The 16,251-nt window shown below is 67.4% G+C and carries 12 protein-coding genes; 6 read left to right on the top strand and 6 right to left on the bottom strand.

Annotated elements, in window-relative coordinates:
- Nucleotides 1–18: 18 nt before the first annotated feature.
- Complete coding sequence (locus AC07OY_RS21920) at nt 19–447, bottom strand: NfeD family protein (protein WP_495044701.1); 429 nt, start codon at nt 445–447, stop codon at nt 19–21.
- 119 nt (nt 448–566) lie between these two features.
- Between AC07OY_RS21920 and AC07OY_RS21915 the strand changes: the two genes are divergently transcribed.
- On the top strand, nt 567–2,834 hold the full coding sequence (locus AC07OY_RS21915) for an Orn/Lys/Arg family decarboxylase (protein WP_495044700.1): 2,268 nt from the start codon (nt 567–569) through the stop codon (nt 2,832–2,834).
- 13 nt (nt 2,835–2,847) lie between these two features.
- Here AC07OY_RS21915 and AC07OY_RS21910 read toward each other — a convergent pair whose 3' ends face one another.
- From AC07OY_RS21910 to fabI, 5 genes are all read right to left on the bottom strand, one after another.
- Nucleotides 2,848–3,996, bottom strand: coding sequence for a glycoside hydrolase family 88/105 protein (locus tag AC07OY_RS21910; protein ID WP_495044699.1), 1,149 nt, complete (start codon nt 3,994–3,996; stop codon nt 2,848–2,850).
- 39 nt (nt 3,997–4,035) lie between these two features.
- The gene (locus AC07OY_RS21905) at nt 4,036–4,860 is read right to left on the bottom strand and encodes an AraC family transcriptional regulator (protein ID WP_495044698.1); all 825 of its coding nucleotides are present in this window, start codon (nt 4,858–4,860) and stop codon (nt 4,036–4,038) included.
- Nucleotides 4,857–6,191 carry a DUF1501 domain-containing protein gene (locus AC07OY_RS21900; protein WP_495044697.1) on the bottom strand — a complete coding sequence of 445 codons (1,335 nt, stop codon included), beginning with the start codon at nt 6,189–6,191 and terminating at the stop codon, nt 4,857–4,859. The genes AC07OY_RS21905 and AC07OY_RS21900 overlap by 4 nt, the downstream gene beginning before the upstream one ends.
- Before the next feature lie 11 nt (nt 6,192–6,202).
- Nucleotides 6,203–8,362, bottom strand: coding sequence for a DUF1800 domain-containing protein (locus tag AC07OY_RS21895; RefSeq protein ID WP_495044696.1), 2,160 nt, complete (start codon nt 8,360–8,362; stop codon nt 6,203–6,205).
- A 263-nt stretch (nt 8,363–8,625) separates the two neighbouring features.
- On the bottom strand, nt 8,626–9,405 hold the full coding sequence (fabI, locus tag AC07OY_RS21890) for an enoyl-ACP reductase FabI (protein WP_495044695.1): 780 nt from the start codon (nt 9,403–9,405) through the stop codon (nt 8,626–8,628).
- A 261-nt stretch (nt 9,406–9,666) separates the two neighbouring features.
- Here fabI and rimP point away from each other — a divergent pair, with 261 nt between their 5' ends.
- From rimP to truB, 5 genes are all read left to right on the top strand, one after another.
- Nucleotides 9,667–10,293 (top strand): ribosome maturation factor RimP, encoded by a 627-nt coding sequence (gene rimP, locus AC07OY_RS21885; RefSeq protein ID WP_495044694.1) that lies wholly within the window; start codon nt 9,667–9,669, stop codon nt 10,291–10,293.
- Nucleotides 10,290–11,768, top strand: a complete 1,479-nt coding sequence (nusA, locus tag AC07OY_RS21880) for a transcription termination factor NusA (RefSeq protein ID WP_495044693.1) — start codon at nt 10,290–10,292, stop codon at nt 11,766–11,768. The genes rimP and nusA overlap by 4 nt, the downstream gene beginning before the upstream one ends.
- A 53-nt stretch (nt 11,769–11,821) precedes the next feature.
- Complete coding sequence (gene infB / locus AC07OY_RS21875; RefSeq protein ID WP_495044692.1) at nt 11,822–14,848, top strand: translation initiation factor IF-2; 3,027 nt, start codon at nt 11,822–11,824, stop codon at nt 14,846–14,848.
- A 62-nt stretch (nt 14,849–14,910) separates the two neighbouring features.
- A complete protein-coding gene (rbfA, locus tag AC07OY_RS21870) occupies nt 14,911–15,291 on the top strand; it encodes a 30S ribosome-binding factor RbfA (protein ID WP_119047414.1) in 381 nt (126 codons plus the stop codon).
- Nucleotides 15,284–16,240, top strand: coding sequence for a tRNA pseudouridine(55) synthase TruB (gene truB / locus AC07OY_RS21865; RefSeq protein ID WP_495044691.1), 957 nt, complete (start codon nt 15,284–15,286; stop codon nt 16,238–16,240). Before rbfA ends, truB begins: the two co-directional genes overlap by 8 nt.
- The last annotated feature ends 11 nt before the right edge of the window (nt 16,241–16,251 follow it).

Genomic DNA, 16,251 nt, shown 5'->3' with positions numbered 1-16,251 from the left:
GATGAAGGGGAAGGGGTCTCAGCGATCCAGCAGCAGGCAGCTGCCTTCCACGGCGCGGATCACATGCCGGCCTCGCTCGGCCGGCGCGTTGCCGATGAAACGCGCTCGCCAGGCTGCGCCGCGGTACTGCACCTGCGCATGGCCATCGGCCGACCAGACGTCGACCTGCACGCTCTGGCCGATGTCGAGGTTGACGTCGGGATTGCTGGAGGCCGGTTCAGCCTTGGGGGCCTTGGCGCGGCGCTGGTGCAGGACCGCTACGGCGGCACCGCCGACGACGGCTGCCGCGATGATCTGGCCCGTCACACCCAGGCCGAGATGAGCCGCCAGCGCGCCGGCGGCAGCGCCCACAGCCAGCATCAGCAGATAGAAACTGCCCGTTGCGAGTTCGGCGGCGACCAGCACACCGGCCGCGATCCACCACATGGTGGCCCAGTTCCAATCCATCTTGCCTCCCAAGGCTGTGGTGTCGATCCAGTTTAGACCCGCAGGACACGGTCAGGACACCTCGCGGCCCTACACTTCGCCGCTTCGTTTTTCTGATGCCCCGCCCGCTGGAGGCCGCCATGATCCGTTTCCATTTCCCCATCGTCATCATTGACGAGGACTACCGTTCCGAGAACACCTCGGGTCTTGGCATTCGCGCGCTGGCCGAAGCCATCCAGAAAGAGGGCATGGAAGTCCTGGGCGTGACGAGCTATGGCGACCTGTCGCAGTTCGCCCAGCAGCAAAGCCGCGCCTCGGCCTTCATCCTCTCCATCGACGACGAGGAATTCACGGCCGGCCCCGAGATGGACCCGGTCGTGCTGAACCTGCGCAAGTTCATCCAGGAGATCCGCAACCGCAACCCGGACATTCCGATCTACGTGTACGGCGAGACGCGCACCAGCCAGCATCTGCCCAACGATGTGCTGCGCGAACTGCACGGCTTCATCCACATGTTCGAGGACACGCCGGAGTTCGTGGCCCGCCACATCATCCGCGAGGCCAAAAGCTACCTCGACGGCCTGGCGCCGCCCTTCTTCAAGGCGCTGATGGACTATGCCCAGGACGGTTCCTACTCCTGGCACTGCCCCGGCCACTCCGGCGGCGTGGCTTTCCTGAAGAGCCCGGTCGGCCAGATGTTCCACCAGTTCTTCGGCGAGAACATGCTGCGCGCCGACGTCTGCAATGCCGTGGAAGAACTCGGCCAGCTGCTGGACCACACCGGACCGGTCGCCGCCAGCGAGAAGAATGCCGCGCGCATCTTCAACGCCGACCATTGCTTCTTCGTCACCAACGGCACCAGCACATCCAACAAGATGGTCTGGCACCACACGGTGGCGCCGGGCGACGTCGTCGTCATCGACCGCAACTGCCACAAGAGCAATCTGCACGCCATCATCATGTGCGGCGCCATTCCCGTTTTCATGACGCCGACGCGCAACCACTACGGCATCATCGGTCCCATCCCCGAGAGCGAGTTCAGCCCTGAGGCCATCCGCGCCAAGATCGCTGCCAACCCGCTGCTGGCCCACGTCGATCCCGAGACCGTCCGGCCCTCTATCGTCACGCTGACTCAGAGCACCTACGACGGCGTGCTCTACAACACCGAGACCATCAAGAAGAAGCTCGACGGCTACATCCCGACGCTGCACTTCGACGAGGCCTGGCTGCCGCACGCGGCCTTCCACGATTTCTACGGCCAGTTCCACGCGATGGGCAAGAACCGCCCGCGCCCCAAGGAAGCCATGGTCTACGCGACCCAGTCCACGCACAAGCTGCTGGCCGGCATCTCGCAGGCCTCCCAGGTGCTCGTGCAGGACTCGCAGAGCGTCAAGCTCGACAAGCACCTCTTCAACGAGGCCTATCTGATGCACACCAGCACCAGCCCGCAGTACTCGATCATCGCGAGCTGCGACGTGGCCGCCGCCATGATGGAGCCGCCCGGCGGCACGGCCCTGGTGGAGGAAAGCATCCGCGAATCGCTGGACTTCCGCCGCGCCATGCGCAAGGTCGAGGCCGATTACGCCGACGACTGGTGGTTCAAGGTCTGGGGGCCGGACTTCCTGCGCGCCGAGGAGGGCAGCGAGCCCGTGTCGGCCGACTGGATGCTGCATGCCGACGAGGAGTGGCATGGCTTCGGCGCCATGGCCGAAGGCTTCAACATGCTGGACCCCATCAAGTCCACCATCATCACGCCCGGGCTGGACATGGAAGGCCGCTTTGCCGCCACCGGCATCCCGGCGTCTGTCGTGACCAAGTTCCTCGTCGAGCACGGCGTGGTGGTCGAGAAGACGGGTCTGTACTCGTTCTTCATCATGTTCACCATCGGCATCACCAAGGGCCGCTGGAACACGCTGCTGACCGCGCTGCAGCAGTTCAAGGACGACTACGACAAGAATGCGCCGCTGTGGCGCATCCTGCCGGAGTTCTGTGCCCAGTTCCCCAAGTACGAGCGCATGGGCCTGCGCGACCTCTGCCAGAGCATCCACCAGGCCTATGCCGAGGGGGACATCGCGCGCCTGACGACGGACATGTATCTGTCCAATCTGCAGCCGGCCATGACGCCCACGGACGCCTATGCCCATATCGCGCAGCGCAAGACCGAGCGCGTCGGCATCGACGAGCTGGAAGGCCGCATCACGACCTCGCTGCTGACGCCTTACCCGCCCGGCATCCCGCTGCTGATCCCGGGCGAGCGCTTCAACAAGAAGATCTGCGACTACCTGAAGTTCACGCGCAGCTTCAACGCCAAGTTCCCGGGCTTCGCGACCGATGTGCACGGCCTCGTGCACGAAGTCGACGAGGAGACCGGCCGCGGCCGCTATTACGTGGACTGCGTGAAGGCCTGAGGCCTGCTCGGCGCTATTTCGTCAGCTTGAGGTCGGCCACGGCGGTGGCCGCCAGCAAGAAGGCGCCGACGCCATAGTGCTGGGTGTCGTCGAACTCGACGGCGTCCGGCCGGTCGCCCACCGGCTGCACATAGCCGACCTTGCCATCGGCATGTACGGCTCGCGTCAGTGCGGCCCAGCCCTTGCGCAAGGTGGGTTCGTAGGTCTTGCGATCCAGCAGCCCGGCCTTGATGCCCCAGGCGAAGCCATGGGTGTAGAAGCCCGTGCCGCTGGACTCGGGCAGGGCCGTCTCGGGATCGCCCAGCAGCGAGGGCGCCCAGTAGCCATCGGGCTTCTGGATGGCCTTCAGCTTGGCCGCCATCTCGCGAAAGATGGCGATGACGCGTGGCCGGTCGGGGTGCTTCTTCGGCAGTTGCTCCAGCATGCGCGCCAGGCCCGAGAACACCCAGCCGTCGCCGCGCGACCAGAACACCTTGCGGCCGTTGGCGTCGCGGCGCTCGAAAAAGCGGCTGTCGCGGAAGTAGAGGTGCTCTTCCCTGTCGTAGAGCAGCGCCGTCGTCGCCCAGAACTCCTTCATCGCGAAGTCGGCATAGCGGCGGTCGCCGGTGCGGCGGGCCATCTCCAGCCAGACGGGCGGCGCCATGAAGATGGCGTCGCACCAGGACCAGCGGTCCACCGAGGGCACGCTGCGGTCAGGCAGTTCGACGAAGTGCAGGTCGACGGCGCTCGGGCTGGCCAGAATCTGGTCGAAGCGCTCGCGCAGCGGCACGATGGCCGCGCTGCCTGCACCGTGGCGCGCCGCCCAGAGGTAGGCCGCGCCTATGGTGTGGTCGTCGGCGTGATAGACGCGGTGCCCAGGCTGCCAGCCGTTGTCCTGGCCGCGCTGCAGGATGGCGGCTGTGAACTCGGGCTGCTTGCTGCGCTCGGCCAGGGCGACGAGGCCGACGAAGAGGGCGCCTTGCTCCCAGCCCTTGGGGTCGGGCATGGACTTGACCGAGCGGGGATGCTCGCCGCGCTCCAGTGCCGCCAGTTGCCAGCGGGCGGACTTTTCGGCCAGGGCGATGACGGCGGCCGGTTTCCACGGCACGGCATCGGTGGCGGCCGCCGACAGTGGCATCGACAGGGCCAGCAGGCCGGCGGCGTACAGGAGGGCCTTCTTCATCGAGTCTCCTCGTCAGAGTCGGCCGCAATGTAAGCGCTTTCAGGCGAGCGTGCTGCCCATGCGCCAGGGCAAGCCCTCGTGGCGAGCCAGGTCGCGGCGCACGCCGGCCGGGCTCAGGCCGGTGAGGGCGCGGAACTCGCGCACCATATGACCCGCGTGGCTGAAGCCGCATTGCGCGGCCACGTCGGCCAGGGCTGTGCCGTCGGCGAGCTGGCGCAGGCCTTCGTTCAGGCGCTCGATGCGCAGCCAGGCCTTGGGCGACAGGCCGAGGGCGTCGCCGACGCGGCGCTGCAACTGGCGCGCGCTGGAGGTGGCCACGTCGGCCCAATCGCCCACGCTCAGAGCCGTTGCGGGCAGGCGCGGCGGCGGCTGCCAGACGCGACGCGCCTGGGCCCTCTCGACCCAGCAGTGCAACTGCTGTTCGATGATCCAGACCTGGGCCGCCGTGCTGCTGGCGCGCCGCAATTGCGACAACAGCACTTCGGCCGTCTGCCAGCCGATGACCTCGGCCGCCGGGCCGCGGCGGTTGACCCATTCCGCTGCCGGCAGGTCGAACAGCCAGCTCAGCACGCCGGGGCGCAGCAGCACCGTCGTGATGGCCGGGTCGTTGGCATAGGCCCGCCGCGCGGGCTTGAGGCGAGGGCCAGCCAGCTCCAGGTCGGCCAGCGACAGGCCCGAGTCGGCGTCGAGCCAGTCGCCGCGGTGCAGCACGGTGAGGGCGCCCTGCACATTGGCGGGGAAGCATTGCACCGCCGGTAGCGCCGGCCCCTCGGGGCTGGGCCGCCGCACCGCGATGGCCTGGACATAAGGCGCCAGCGCAGGACTTGGAGGCAGGAGCTGGGTGCGGCTGGCGGACGGGGTCATGCAGTCATGAAGCCGAGATCTTGCGGCGAGAAGGCGGTGATCGCCGGGAAGGCCGTCGCCACCGCGGCGGCGTCCAGCCCGAACCAACGCGCAAGTGTCGCGCCGAACTGCTCCAGCGAGGTGGACGGGATCAGGGCGCCGCGGCTGCCCGCGTCGTCGATGCCGCCCAGGGCCGGGGAGGGGAAGTGGCCATAGACCTGGCCGCCCTTGACCGCGCCGCCCAGGATGAGGTGGTGGTTGCCCCAGCCGTGGTCGGTGCCCGAGCCGCTGGGCTGCAGGGAGCGGCCGAACTCGCTCTGCGTGAAGCTGGTGACCATCTGCGACACGCCCAGCTCGACGGTGGCGTTGTAGAAGGCGCCCATGGCGTCGCCCAGCTGGCGCAGCAGGTCCCACTGCTGCCAGCTCTGGCCGCTGTGGGTGTCGAAGCCGCCCAGCTGCACGAAGAAGACCTGGCGCCTGACGCCGACGCTGTTGCGCAGCGCGATGACGCGTGCCACCTGCTGCAGCTGGCGGCCCAGCTCGGTACCGGGGAAGACGGTGTTGACCGTGCCCGCGCCGCTGTTGCGCAGCAGGGTGCCCAGGCTCAGCGCATCGCGCCTGACCTGGTTGGCGCCCTGGATGAGGCGCACGCCGCCGTCCAGGGCCAGGATCTCGTTCAGTGCCTGGCTGCGCGCCGTCGTGGCCGAGGCCGGCCAGGTGTTCATGCCGCTGACGTCGAGGTTGAAGCCCGGAATCAAGCTGGCGCTGGGCACCTGGGCGCCGTTGGCGAACAGGGCGCCGCCCGACATGGACACGGCCGCCGGGAAGCGCGACGTGCCGTTGCGAGCCATCATCGCGTCCGCCGTGCGACCACCCCAGCCCGTGCCGCCGCCGCTGCCGTTGCCGGCCTGGGTCTGCTGCATCTGGTCGGAGTGGGAGAACAGGTTGGCGGGCAGGGTGGCCGTGCCGGCCGTGATCTGGGCTCGCGTCGTCGGCGCGAGCAAGGGGCCAACGTTTGCAATGGCCGCCAGCTTGCCCTGGGCCCACAGCGGGTGGATGGCCTGCAGGCCGGAATTCAGCGCGTAGGGCACGCCTTCGGTCGTCGTGATGGGCAGCAGGCTGGCCGACTGGTCGGGCAGGGCCAGGCCGCCGCGGATGCTGCGGTAGGCGGCGTAGGCGGCTGTGCTCTGCGGGATCAGCACGTTGTGGCCGTCGCAGCCGCCGGCCAGGAAGACGCAGACCAGGGCGCGGTAGTCCTCGGTGGTCTGCGCGAAGCTCGGCAGGGCGGGTGCGGCGGTCAGGGCGCAGGCGGCGCGCAGCAGGGCGCGGCGGGTGGTGTTGTGGTTGGTCATGGCTGCGCTCCTCAGTGTTGGATGGCGTGCTGGCCGGACAGCAGCGTCAGGTAGAGCGCCGTCTGCATGCGCTGGGTCGCATCGGGCTGGGCGTTGATGGCATTGGCCAGGCTCTGGCGCATGGCCGGTGTCATGCGGCCCCACAGCAGGGCCTGGTCGACCGCGTTGATCAGGGCCGTCGTGTCACTGGCCACCGCGCTGAAGGGCTGCAGATTGATGCGCATATTGCTGCCCGGCTGGGTCAGCAGGGACCACAGGAAGTTGCCGCGCAGCGTGGCTTCGGTGGGCGTGTAGATCTGGAACTCGGGTGCGGCCAGCGTCGTTTGCGGCAGGCGGAAAAGCTGCGAGTAGTGGCCGAAGACCGAGGGCGGTGTCAGCGGCGTCTGGCCGGCGCGGCCGATCTCCCAGCCGAGGTTGTTGCCGGACTGGAAGCCGCCGTTCAGCGCGCGCAGCGTGGCGGCGATGTGCTGGACGGGATCGCGCAGCCGGCCGTCGTTGGTGCTGGCCGTGTCGTTGCGGGCCTCCGGGTCGAGCAGGATGGCCCGCACGACGGCTTGCAGGTCGCCCCGCACGCCGCTGCCGTTGTTGCTGAACACGGCGGCGATGCGCTGCACATAAGCCGGGCTGGGGTTGCTCTTGACCAACTGGCGGATCAGCCGCAGCGACACGAAAGGCGACGTGTTGGGATGCTGGAAGAGGCAGTCCAGCGTGGCCTTCAGATCGGCATCCGCGCCCTGGTTGGCGGGCAGGCTGCAGCCCAGGAAGCTCTTGGCGCGCTGGTCATGGTTGGCCTCGCGCAGCACCATGGGGCCGCTGAAGTTCTCCCAGTTGTTGGCGCCGCTGCCGACATAGGTCCAGCCCGTCAGCGCCAGGGCCACCTGCTGGATGGTCGACTGGTCATAGGTCGGGATGGTGCGGCCGGACAGGTCGAGTTGCGGGCTGCCGTCGGTGTTCAGCTTGACTAGGCCGATGGTGAAGAGCTGCATCAGCTCGCGGGCGAAGTTCTCGTTGGCCGAAGAGCCGCCCAGCGGCCTGTTGCTGTTGGCGAGGTCGAGGTATTTGCCCATCTGCGGGCTGCGCGCCACCTCTTCCAGCAGCGTGCGGTAGTTGCCGAAGGCGTTCTTGCTCAGCGTGCGCAGATGCGGCGCGATCTCCTCGGCGTAGATGTTCTTGTTGGCCGAGATGACGATGACCTGGGCCAGCGCATAGGCGACGCGTTGACGCAGCTGGTCGGGCGCGTCGGTCAGGCGGCTCAGCATCTGGGTGGCCACGGTCGAGGTGCGGCCGTCGGACGGTGTCGCGATGGCGGTTTCGGCCAGAGCGAACTGCTCGGTCAGCCAGGCGTCGTGGCCCAGGCTCTGCACGCGAGCGACCGTGCTTGCATTCGGGCCGAATGTCGCTTGCTCCAGGAAGCGGGCGGCGGCCAGATTGGCTGTGCCTTGGCCAGGGCCGGGAGCGGGTGTCGGCGCAGGCGGCGGAGCCGGGCTGGGCGTGGGCGCAGGAGAAGGAGCCGGCGTGGGCGCGGGGGAGGGGGCCGGCGTCGGTGCAGGGGCTGGGGCGGAGGCCGAGATCGACAGGTTGACGACGTCGGAACCGATGGCGCCCAGGCCCGTGGCCCAGACCTGCACCCGCTGTGTCTTGCCCAGCCAGGTGCTCGGCGCCGTGGCCGAGGCCTGCAGCTGCGTGGCCGAGATGCGCGTGACCGCCGCGTCCAGGTCGCCGATCTTCACCGCCACATTGGACGGGAAGGACGCGCCATTGAGCCTGATCGTGAAGGCGCCCACGGGCACGGCTGCCGGGCTGATGCCCCACAGCCGCGGCTGGACCTGGGTGATGCTGAGCGTGACGCTGCCCGATTTCGCCGGGAAGGCCGTGCTGGTCGCCGTGACGGTCACGTCGCTCTGCATGGGCACCGTGGCTGGCGCCGTGTAGAGCCCGCGGTCGCTGACCGTGCCGACGGTGGTGTTGCCGCCCGCAATGCCGTTGACCGTCCAGGTCACGGTGTTGGGCGACAGCGGCACATAGGCCGTCAGCTGGCGGGAGGTGGCGATGGGCAGGTTGCCGTTGCTGTAGACCGTGATGGTCTGGGCCAGCAACGGGCCGGCGCTCAAGCTGCCGGCGAAGGCCAGGGCGGCGATGCGGACGAGGCGCGGCGGGGGAGGGCAAATCATGCGGCTGCTCCGAGAGAGGACAGCTCACCGGTGCAACGCCCATGCCATGGCCAAAAGGCGTCAAAACTGACGCCGCTCGTCGGTTCTGACCGTCACGGGCTCAGATCGACTGACGATTTCTGTTAGCCGCTGACCAAGGATGTCAGTCTTGTAAGGACTTGCACGGCTGATTTGTGCAAATGTCACGAGTTGTAGGGGCCAAAAAGAAACCGCGGCGGGCCTGGTCGGCGCGCCGCGGTCGTCGCGAGAAGGTCTGGGTCGGCTTAGTCCATCGCCATGGCCGTGTGGCTGAAGCCGCCGTCCACGTAGGTGATCTCGGCGCTGATGCCGGCCGACAGGTCGGACAGCAGGAAGGCGGCCGTGTTGCCCACGTCGTCGATGGTCACGTTGCGGCGGATGGGCGCCTGGGCGGCGAACTGGCCCAGCAGCTTGCCGAAGTCCTTGATGCCCGAGGCGGCCAGCGTCTTGATCGGGCCGGCCGAGATGCCGTTGACCCGCACGCCCTTGGGGCCGAGGGCCGAGGCCAGGTAGCGCACGCTGGCTTCCAGGCTGGCCTTGGCCAGGCCCATGGTGTTGTAGTTGGGCACGATGCGCAGGGCGCCGAGGTAGCTCAGGGTCAGCAGGGCCGAGCCGGGGCGCAGGCGGGGCGCCGCCAGCTTGGCCATGGCCGGGAAGCTGTAGGCCGAGATGTCATGGGCGATGCGGAAGTTCTCGCGCGTCATGCCCTCGAGAAAGTCGCCTGCGATGGCCTCGCGCGGCGCGAAACCGATGGAGTGGACAAAGCCGTCGAATTCCGGCCAGACTTCGCCGAGTTGGTCGAACAGGGCCTGCATCTGCTCGTCGCTGGTCACGTCGCAGTCGTAGATCAGCTTGGAGCCGAATTCGGCGGCGAACTCGCTGATGCGGTCCTTGAAGCGCTCGCCCTGGTAGCTGAAGGCCAGTTCCGCCCCTTCGCGGTGGCAGGCACGGGCAATGCCGTAGGCGATGGAGCGGTTGGACAGCACGCCCGTGATCAGCAGCCGCTTGCCGGCGAGAAAGCCCATTCTTGTCTCCTGTGAGGTCTCAAACAGCCTCAGATTCTGGCATGCGCAGGGCGTAGCAGCTTGCCGGCATGGGACTTGCACAGTACAATCCGAGCTTCACTAGAAACGAGAGAACTGCGCAGGATAGCCTGTGGGGGTCTTTCAACGAGCCCCGGACGACATCCCCCGGGGCGCGGTATCCGGTGAACGAGTGGGCGGATTCATCCAGCCCATTTTTTTTGCTTTTTCGATTTTCTTCTCGCTAGACGCCCGCAACACCGAATGAGTTGGCAAACCGCTGTGGAAACGACCGTGACCGGACTCGGTTACGAACTCGTGGACTGCGATCGCAGTGCCAGTGGTGGAACTCTGCGCGTCACCATCGACAAGCTGGCTCCCCAAGCTGCCGCCGGCGAGTTGATCACGGTGGACGATTGCGAGAAGGTCACTCGCCAGTTGCAGTATGTGCTGGAAGTCGAAGCGTTCGAATATTCCCGGCTCGAGGTCTCCTCGCCGGGGCTGGATCGCCCGCTGCGCAATGCCGCCCACTATGCGCGTTTTGCCGGCCAGGAAATCGACATCACGCTGAAGATGCCCTTCCAGGGGCGCAAAAAGTACCGCGGCATCGTCAGTGCGCAGCCTGAAGCGGCGAGCGACCAGGCCTGGCGTCTGGTGTTTGACGACGAGGGCGCCGAGCACGCGCTGGACTTCACGCTCGATGAAGTGCGCGAAGCGCGCCTGGTGCCGCAGTTCAGTTTCAAGGGGCGCGGCGGTGAGCCGGCGCCCGATCGCAAGCCCGGCCAGCGGGGCGTCATCAAGCCGAAGAAGGCAACGGCTAAGAAACAAGCGGGCGAGCCTGATCAGGCGGTGCCCGGCCAAGACAAGGTTGACGGAGGTCTCAAGCAATGAACCGCGAAATGTTGATGCTGGTGGACGCAATCTCGCGCGAGAAGAGCGTGGAGCGTGATGTCGTGTTCGGTGCGGTGGAAGCCGCGCTGGCCTCGGCCACCAAGAAGATTTACGGCGGTGAAGCCGACATCCGCGTGAGCGTGGATCGCGAGTCCGGCGAATACGAGACCTTCCGCCGCTGGCATGTCGTGCCCAATGAGGCCGGCCTGCAGAACGCCGACGCTGAGATCCTGCTGTTCGAAGCCCAGGAGCAGATCGCCGACATCGAGGTGGACGACCACATCGAGGAACCCGTCGAGTCCGTGCCCATCGGCCGCATCGGCGCCCAGGCCGCCAAGCAGGTCATCCTGCAGAAGATCCGCGACGCCGAGCGCGAGCAGCTGCTGAACGACTTCATGTCGCGCGGCGAGAAGATCTTCGTCGGCACGGTCAAGCGCCTGGACAAGGGCGACATCATTGTCGAGAGCGGCCGCGTCGAAGGGCGCCTGAAGCGCAGCGAGATGATCTCGAAAGAGAACCTGCGCACCGGCGACCGCGTGCGTGCCGTCATCCTGGGCGTCGACCCGACCCAGCGTGGCCCGCAGATCATGCTGTCGCGCTCGGCGCCCGAGTTCATGAAGGAACTCTTCGCGCAGGAAGTGCCGGAAATCGAGCAGGGCCTGCTGGAGATCAAGAGCTGCGCCCGCGACAGCGGCAGCCGCGCCAAGATCGCCGTCGTCAGCCACGACCGCCGCGTCGACCCCATCGGCACCTGCGTCGGCGTGCGCGGTTCGCGCGTCAACGGCGTGACGACCGAGCTGGCCGGCGAGCGCGTGGACATCGTGCTGTGGAGCGAAGACCCGGCCCAGTTCGTCATCGGCGCCCTGGCCCCGGCCAATGTGCAGTCCATCGTGGTCGATGAAGAGCGCCATGCCATGGACGTCGTCGTCGACGAGGAAAACCTCGCCATCGCCATCGGCCGTGGCGGCCAGAACGTGCGCCTGGCGTCCGAGCTGACCGGCTGGCGCATCAACATCATGTCGGCCGAGGAATCGGCCGCCAAGCACGAGCTGGAAGCCGAGAGCGTGCGCAAGCTCTTCGTCGAGAAGCTGGACGTCGACGCCGAAGTCGCCGACATCCTGATCGCCGAAGGCTTCACCAGCCTGGAAGAAGTCGCCTACGTCCCCATGCAGGAAATGCTGGAGATCGAGGCCTTCGACGAAGACACCGTCACCGAGCTGCGCACCCGTGCCAAGGATGCGCTGCTGACGATGGAAATCGCCAAGGAAGAGAAGGTCGAGGAAGTCTCGCAGGATCTGCGCGACCTCGAAGGCGTGACGCCCGAACTGCTGAGCAAGCTCGCGGAAGGTGGCATCAATACGCGTGACGACCTGGCCGATCTGGCCGTGGACGAACTGGTCGAACTGGCCGGCCTGGAAGAAGGCAGCGCGCGTGCGCTGATCATGAAAGCCCGCGAACATTGGTTCAACGACTGATCGATCAACAACACACGCAGCGCCGCACCGAAAGCAATTTGAAGGATCCCCACATGGCCGTGACTACCGTCGCCCAATTCGCCGCCGAGCTGAGCAAGCCGGCGGGCACGCTGCTGGAGCAGCTGCATGCCGCGGGCGTCAAGAAGTCTTCCGTCGACGACTCGCTGAGCGAGAACGACAAGGAACGCCTGCTCGACCACCTGCGTACCGCCCACGGCACCGCCGGCGGCGAGCGCAAGAAGATCACCCTCGTCAAGAAGTCGACCACCGAGATCAAGCAGGCCGACGCTTCTGGCAAGGCCCGCACCATCCAGGTCGAAGTGCGCAAGAAGCGCACCTTCGTCAAGCGTGACGATGCCTCCGACGAGTCCTCCGCCGGCGCTGAAGAAGCCGACCTGGTGCGCCGCGAGGAAGAAGCCCAGGCCCAGGCCGCTGCGTTGCGCGTCCAGGAAGAGGAACTCGCAGCCAAGGTGAAGGCCCGCGAGGAAGCCGAACGCGCCGCGCGTGAAGCTGCCGCCGCCAAGGCCGCTGCCGAAGCCGCCGCCGCTGAAGCCGCTGCCAAGGCCGCTGCCGAAGCCGCCGCCGCTGCTGCTGCCGCTGCGAAGACGGAGGACAAGAGCGACGACAAGAACGAAGCGCAGGCCGAGGCCCGCGCGCGCAATGCCGCTGCCGCCGCCGCTGAAGCCGCTGCCATCAACAAGGCCGCTTCCAAGCGTGGCGCCAAGGCTGCCGCGCCGGCGCCCGAGCCCGAAGTCGTGGCTCCGCCGCCGCCCGCGCCCGCTCCTGAAGTCGTCGCCCCGCCGCCCCCCGCGCCTGAAGTGGCGAAGCCGGCCCTGCGCGTCGTCAAGGCCGTGGATGCCGCTGCCGAAGAGAAGCAGAAGCAGGACGACCTGGCCCGCCGCCGCAAGGCTGCCGAGGACGAGGCCGCCAAGATCCGCGCCATGATGAATGCACCCAAGAAGGTGCTCGTCGCGGCCAAGAAGGAAGAACCCAAGCCGGCCGAGGCCGCCGCGGGCATCAAGGGCACCATCCACAAGAAGGCGGGCGCTCCGGGTGCTGCGCCCGCCGCAGCGGGTGCCGGTGCAGGTGCCGGCAAGCCGGGCGACAAGAAGTCGGTCAAGTCCGAGAAGCTGTCTTCCAGCTGGGCCGATGACGCCGCCAAGAAGCGCGGCCTCAAGACCATTGGTGCCGGTCCTGCCGGCGCCAACCGCCCGGGTGGCGGCGGCAACTGGCGCGCTCCGGCGCGTGGTGGTGCCGGTGGCCGCCGTGGCGACCGCGGTGGCAATGGCCAGTCCAACTTCCAGGCGCCTGCAGAAATGCAGATCCAGGAGGTCCATGTCCCCGAGACCATCTCGGTGGCCGATCTCGCCCACAAGATGTCGGTCAAGGCCGCCGAGGTCATCAAGCAATTGATGAAGCTGGGCCAGATGGTCACCATCAACCAGCAGCTGGACCAGGAAACGGCCATGATCCTCGTTGAGGAAATGGGCCACAAGGCCTTCGCCGCCAAGCTGGACGATCCGGACGCCTTCCTCGAAGAAGAGGGCACCACCGAGCAGCAGCACGAATCGCTGTCGCGCGCCCCGGTCGTCACCGTCATGGGCCACGTCGACCACGGCAAGACCTCGCTGCTGGACTACATCCGCCGCAGCCGCGTGGCCGCGGGCGAAGCCGGCGGCATCACGCAGCACATCGGCGCGTATCACGTCGAGACGCCGCGTGGCGTCATCACCTTCCTGGACACCCCGGGTCACGCGGCCTTCACGGCCATGCGTGCTCGCGGTGCCAAGGCCACCGACATCGTCATCCTGGTTTGTGCCGCGGATGACGGCGTCATGCCCCAGACCAAGGAAGCCATCCACCACGCGAAGGCCGCTGGCGTGCCCATCGTGGTCGCGATGACCAAGATCGACAAGCCCGATGCCAACGCCGAGCGCGTGAAGAGCGAGCTGGTGGCCGAGCAGGTCGTGCCGGAAGAATTCGGCGGCGAGTCGCCCTTCATCGGCGTGTCGTCCAAGACCGGCCAGGGCATCGACGAGCTGCTGGAGCAGGTGCTGCTGCAGGCCGAAGTGCTGGAACTGAAGGCGCCGGTCGAATCCATGGCCAAGGGCCTGGTCATCGAAGCCAAGCTGGACAAGGGCCGCGGCCCGGTCGCTACCGTGCTGGTGCAGAGCGGTACCTTGAAGCGCGGCGACGTCGTGCTGGCCGGCTCCACCTTCGGCCGCGTGCGCGCCATGCTGGACGAAGACGGCAAGGCCACCAACGAGGCGGGTCCGTCCATTCCGGTGGAAATCCAGGGCCTGACCGAAGTGCCGCAAGCCGGTGACGAGTTCATGGTGCTGGGCGACGAGCGCCGTGCCCGTGAAGTGGCGACCTTCCGCCAGGGCAAGTACCGCGACGTCAAGCTGGCCAAGCAGCAGGCCGCCAAGCTCGAGAACATGTTCAGCGAGATGGGCGCCGGCGACGTGCAGACCCTGCCGCTGATCATCAAGAGCGACGTGCAGGGCTCGCAGGAAGCGCTGGCCGCTTCGCTGCTCAAGCTCAGCAACGCCGAGGTCAAGGTGCAGATCGTCCACGCGGCGGTCGGCGGCATCAGCGAGAGCGACGTCAACCTCGCCATCGCCTCCAAGGCCGTCATCATCGGCTTCAATGTGCGGGCCGATGCCGGCGCGCGCAAGCTGGCCGAAGGCAACGCCGTCGATCTGCGTTACTACAGCATCATTTACGACGCTGTGGATGACGTGACCAAGGCGATGTCCGGCATGCTGGCGCCCGAGCAGCGCGAAGAGGCGCTCGGTACCGCCGAGATCCGCGTCGTGTTCGTTGCTTCCAAGATCGGCACGGTGGCCGGCTCCATGGTCACCAGCGGCCTGGTCCGCCGTGGCGCGAAGTTCCGTCTGCTGCGCGACAACACCGTCGTTTACACGGGCGAGGTGGATTCGGTCCGCCGCGAGAAGGACGACGTCAAGGAAGTCAAGGAAGGCTTCGAGTGCGGTATCAAGCTGAAGAACTACAGCGACATCAAGGAAGGTGATCAGCTCGAGTTCTTCGAAATCAAGGAAGTGGCCCGCACGCTCTGACCCAAAGCCCCGAGGGTTAACCCCGCCCCTCGGGGCGGGGTTTGTTCTTTCAGGAAACCGCCATGAGACACAAACGCGCCATCCCCAACCGCAGCTTCCGCGTCGCCGACCAGATCCAGCGTGATCTGGCCGAGCTGATCCGTGAGCTGAAGGATCCGCGCATTGGCATGGCGACCATCAGCGCGGTCGAAGTCACGCCCGACTACGCCCACGCCAAGGTGTTCTTCTCGGTACTGATCGGCGACGCCGCCGAGACGCAGGAAGCACTGAACGAGGCGGCGGGTTTCCTGCGCAACGGCCTGTTCAAGCGCCTGCAGATCCACACCGTGCCGACGCTGCATTTCCAGTTCGACCGCACCACCGAGCGTGCGGCCGAGATGAGTGCGCTGATCCACAAGGCCAACGCGACGCGCGCGATCGAAGACGAGGAGCCGAATGACTGAAGCCGCGGTCGCCGCCAAGCCTGCCCGGGTGCGCATCCAGCGCCGCCCGCTGCATGGCGTGCTGTTGCTCGACAAGCCGCTGGGCCTGTCGAGCAACGACGCCTTGCAGAAGGCCAAGTGGCTGCTGCGCGCCGAGAAGGCGGGCCACACCGGCACGCTGGATCCGTTGGCCACCGGCCTGCTGCCGCTGTGCTTCGGCGCGGCGACCAAGTTCAGCCAGGTCAGCCTGGACGCCGACAAGCGTTATCTCGCGACCCTGGCCCTGGGCATCCGCACGACGACGGGCGATGCCGAAGGCGAGGTGCTGGAGCGTGTCGACGCTGGCCACATCACGCAAGAGCAGATCGCTGCCGCCTGTGCCGCCTTCACCGGCGAGATCGACCAGACGCCGCCGATGTACTCGGCGCTCAAGCACGAGGGCAAGGCCCTCTACGAATACGCCCGTGCCGGCGTCGAGATCGAGCGCAAGAGCCGTCGCGTGACGATTCACGGTATCGACATCGTCGCCATGCAGGCTGGCACCGTGACCCTCGACGTCCGCTGCACCAAAGGCACCTATATCCGCACGCTGGCCGAAGACATCGGCGCCAAGCTGGGCGTGGGTGCCTCGCTGGCCGCCCTGCGCCGCACCGGTTCCGGCGGCCTGACGCTGGACGGTGCCGTGACGCTGGCCCAGATCGAAGCCATGCCCGACGAAGCGCGCGCGGCCCTGCTGACCTCGCCCGACCGCCTGCTGGCCGAAGCGCCCGAGCTGCGCCTGGATGCGTCGGAAGCGACCCGCTTCCTGTCCGGCCTGCGCCGCCGCGTCAATGCGCCCGACGCCGAGCGCGTGCGTGTCTACGGCCCCGAGACGCGTGCCTTCCTCGGCAGCGCCCACATCACCTCTGGCGAACTGATCGCCGATCGCCTGTTGACCCCACCGGAGGTCCAGGCTCTGCTTTCCGCCTGATCCGGTTTTTT

This window comes from Roseateles sp. GW821-FHT09H10 (genome assembly GCF_059415865.1).
This window is presented reverse-complemented; position numbering and strand designations above follow the sequence as displayed.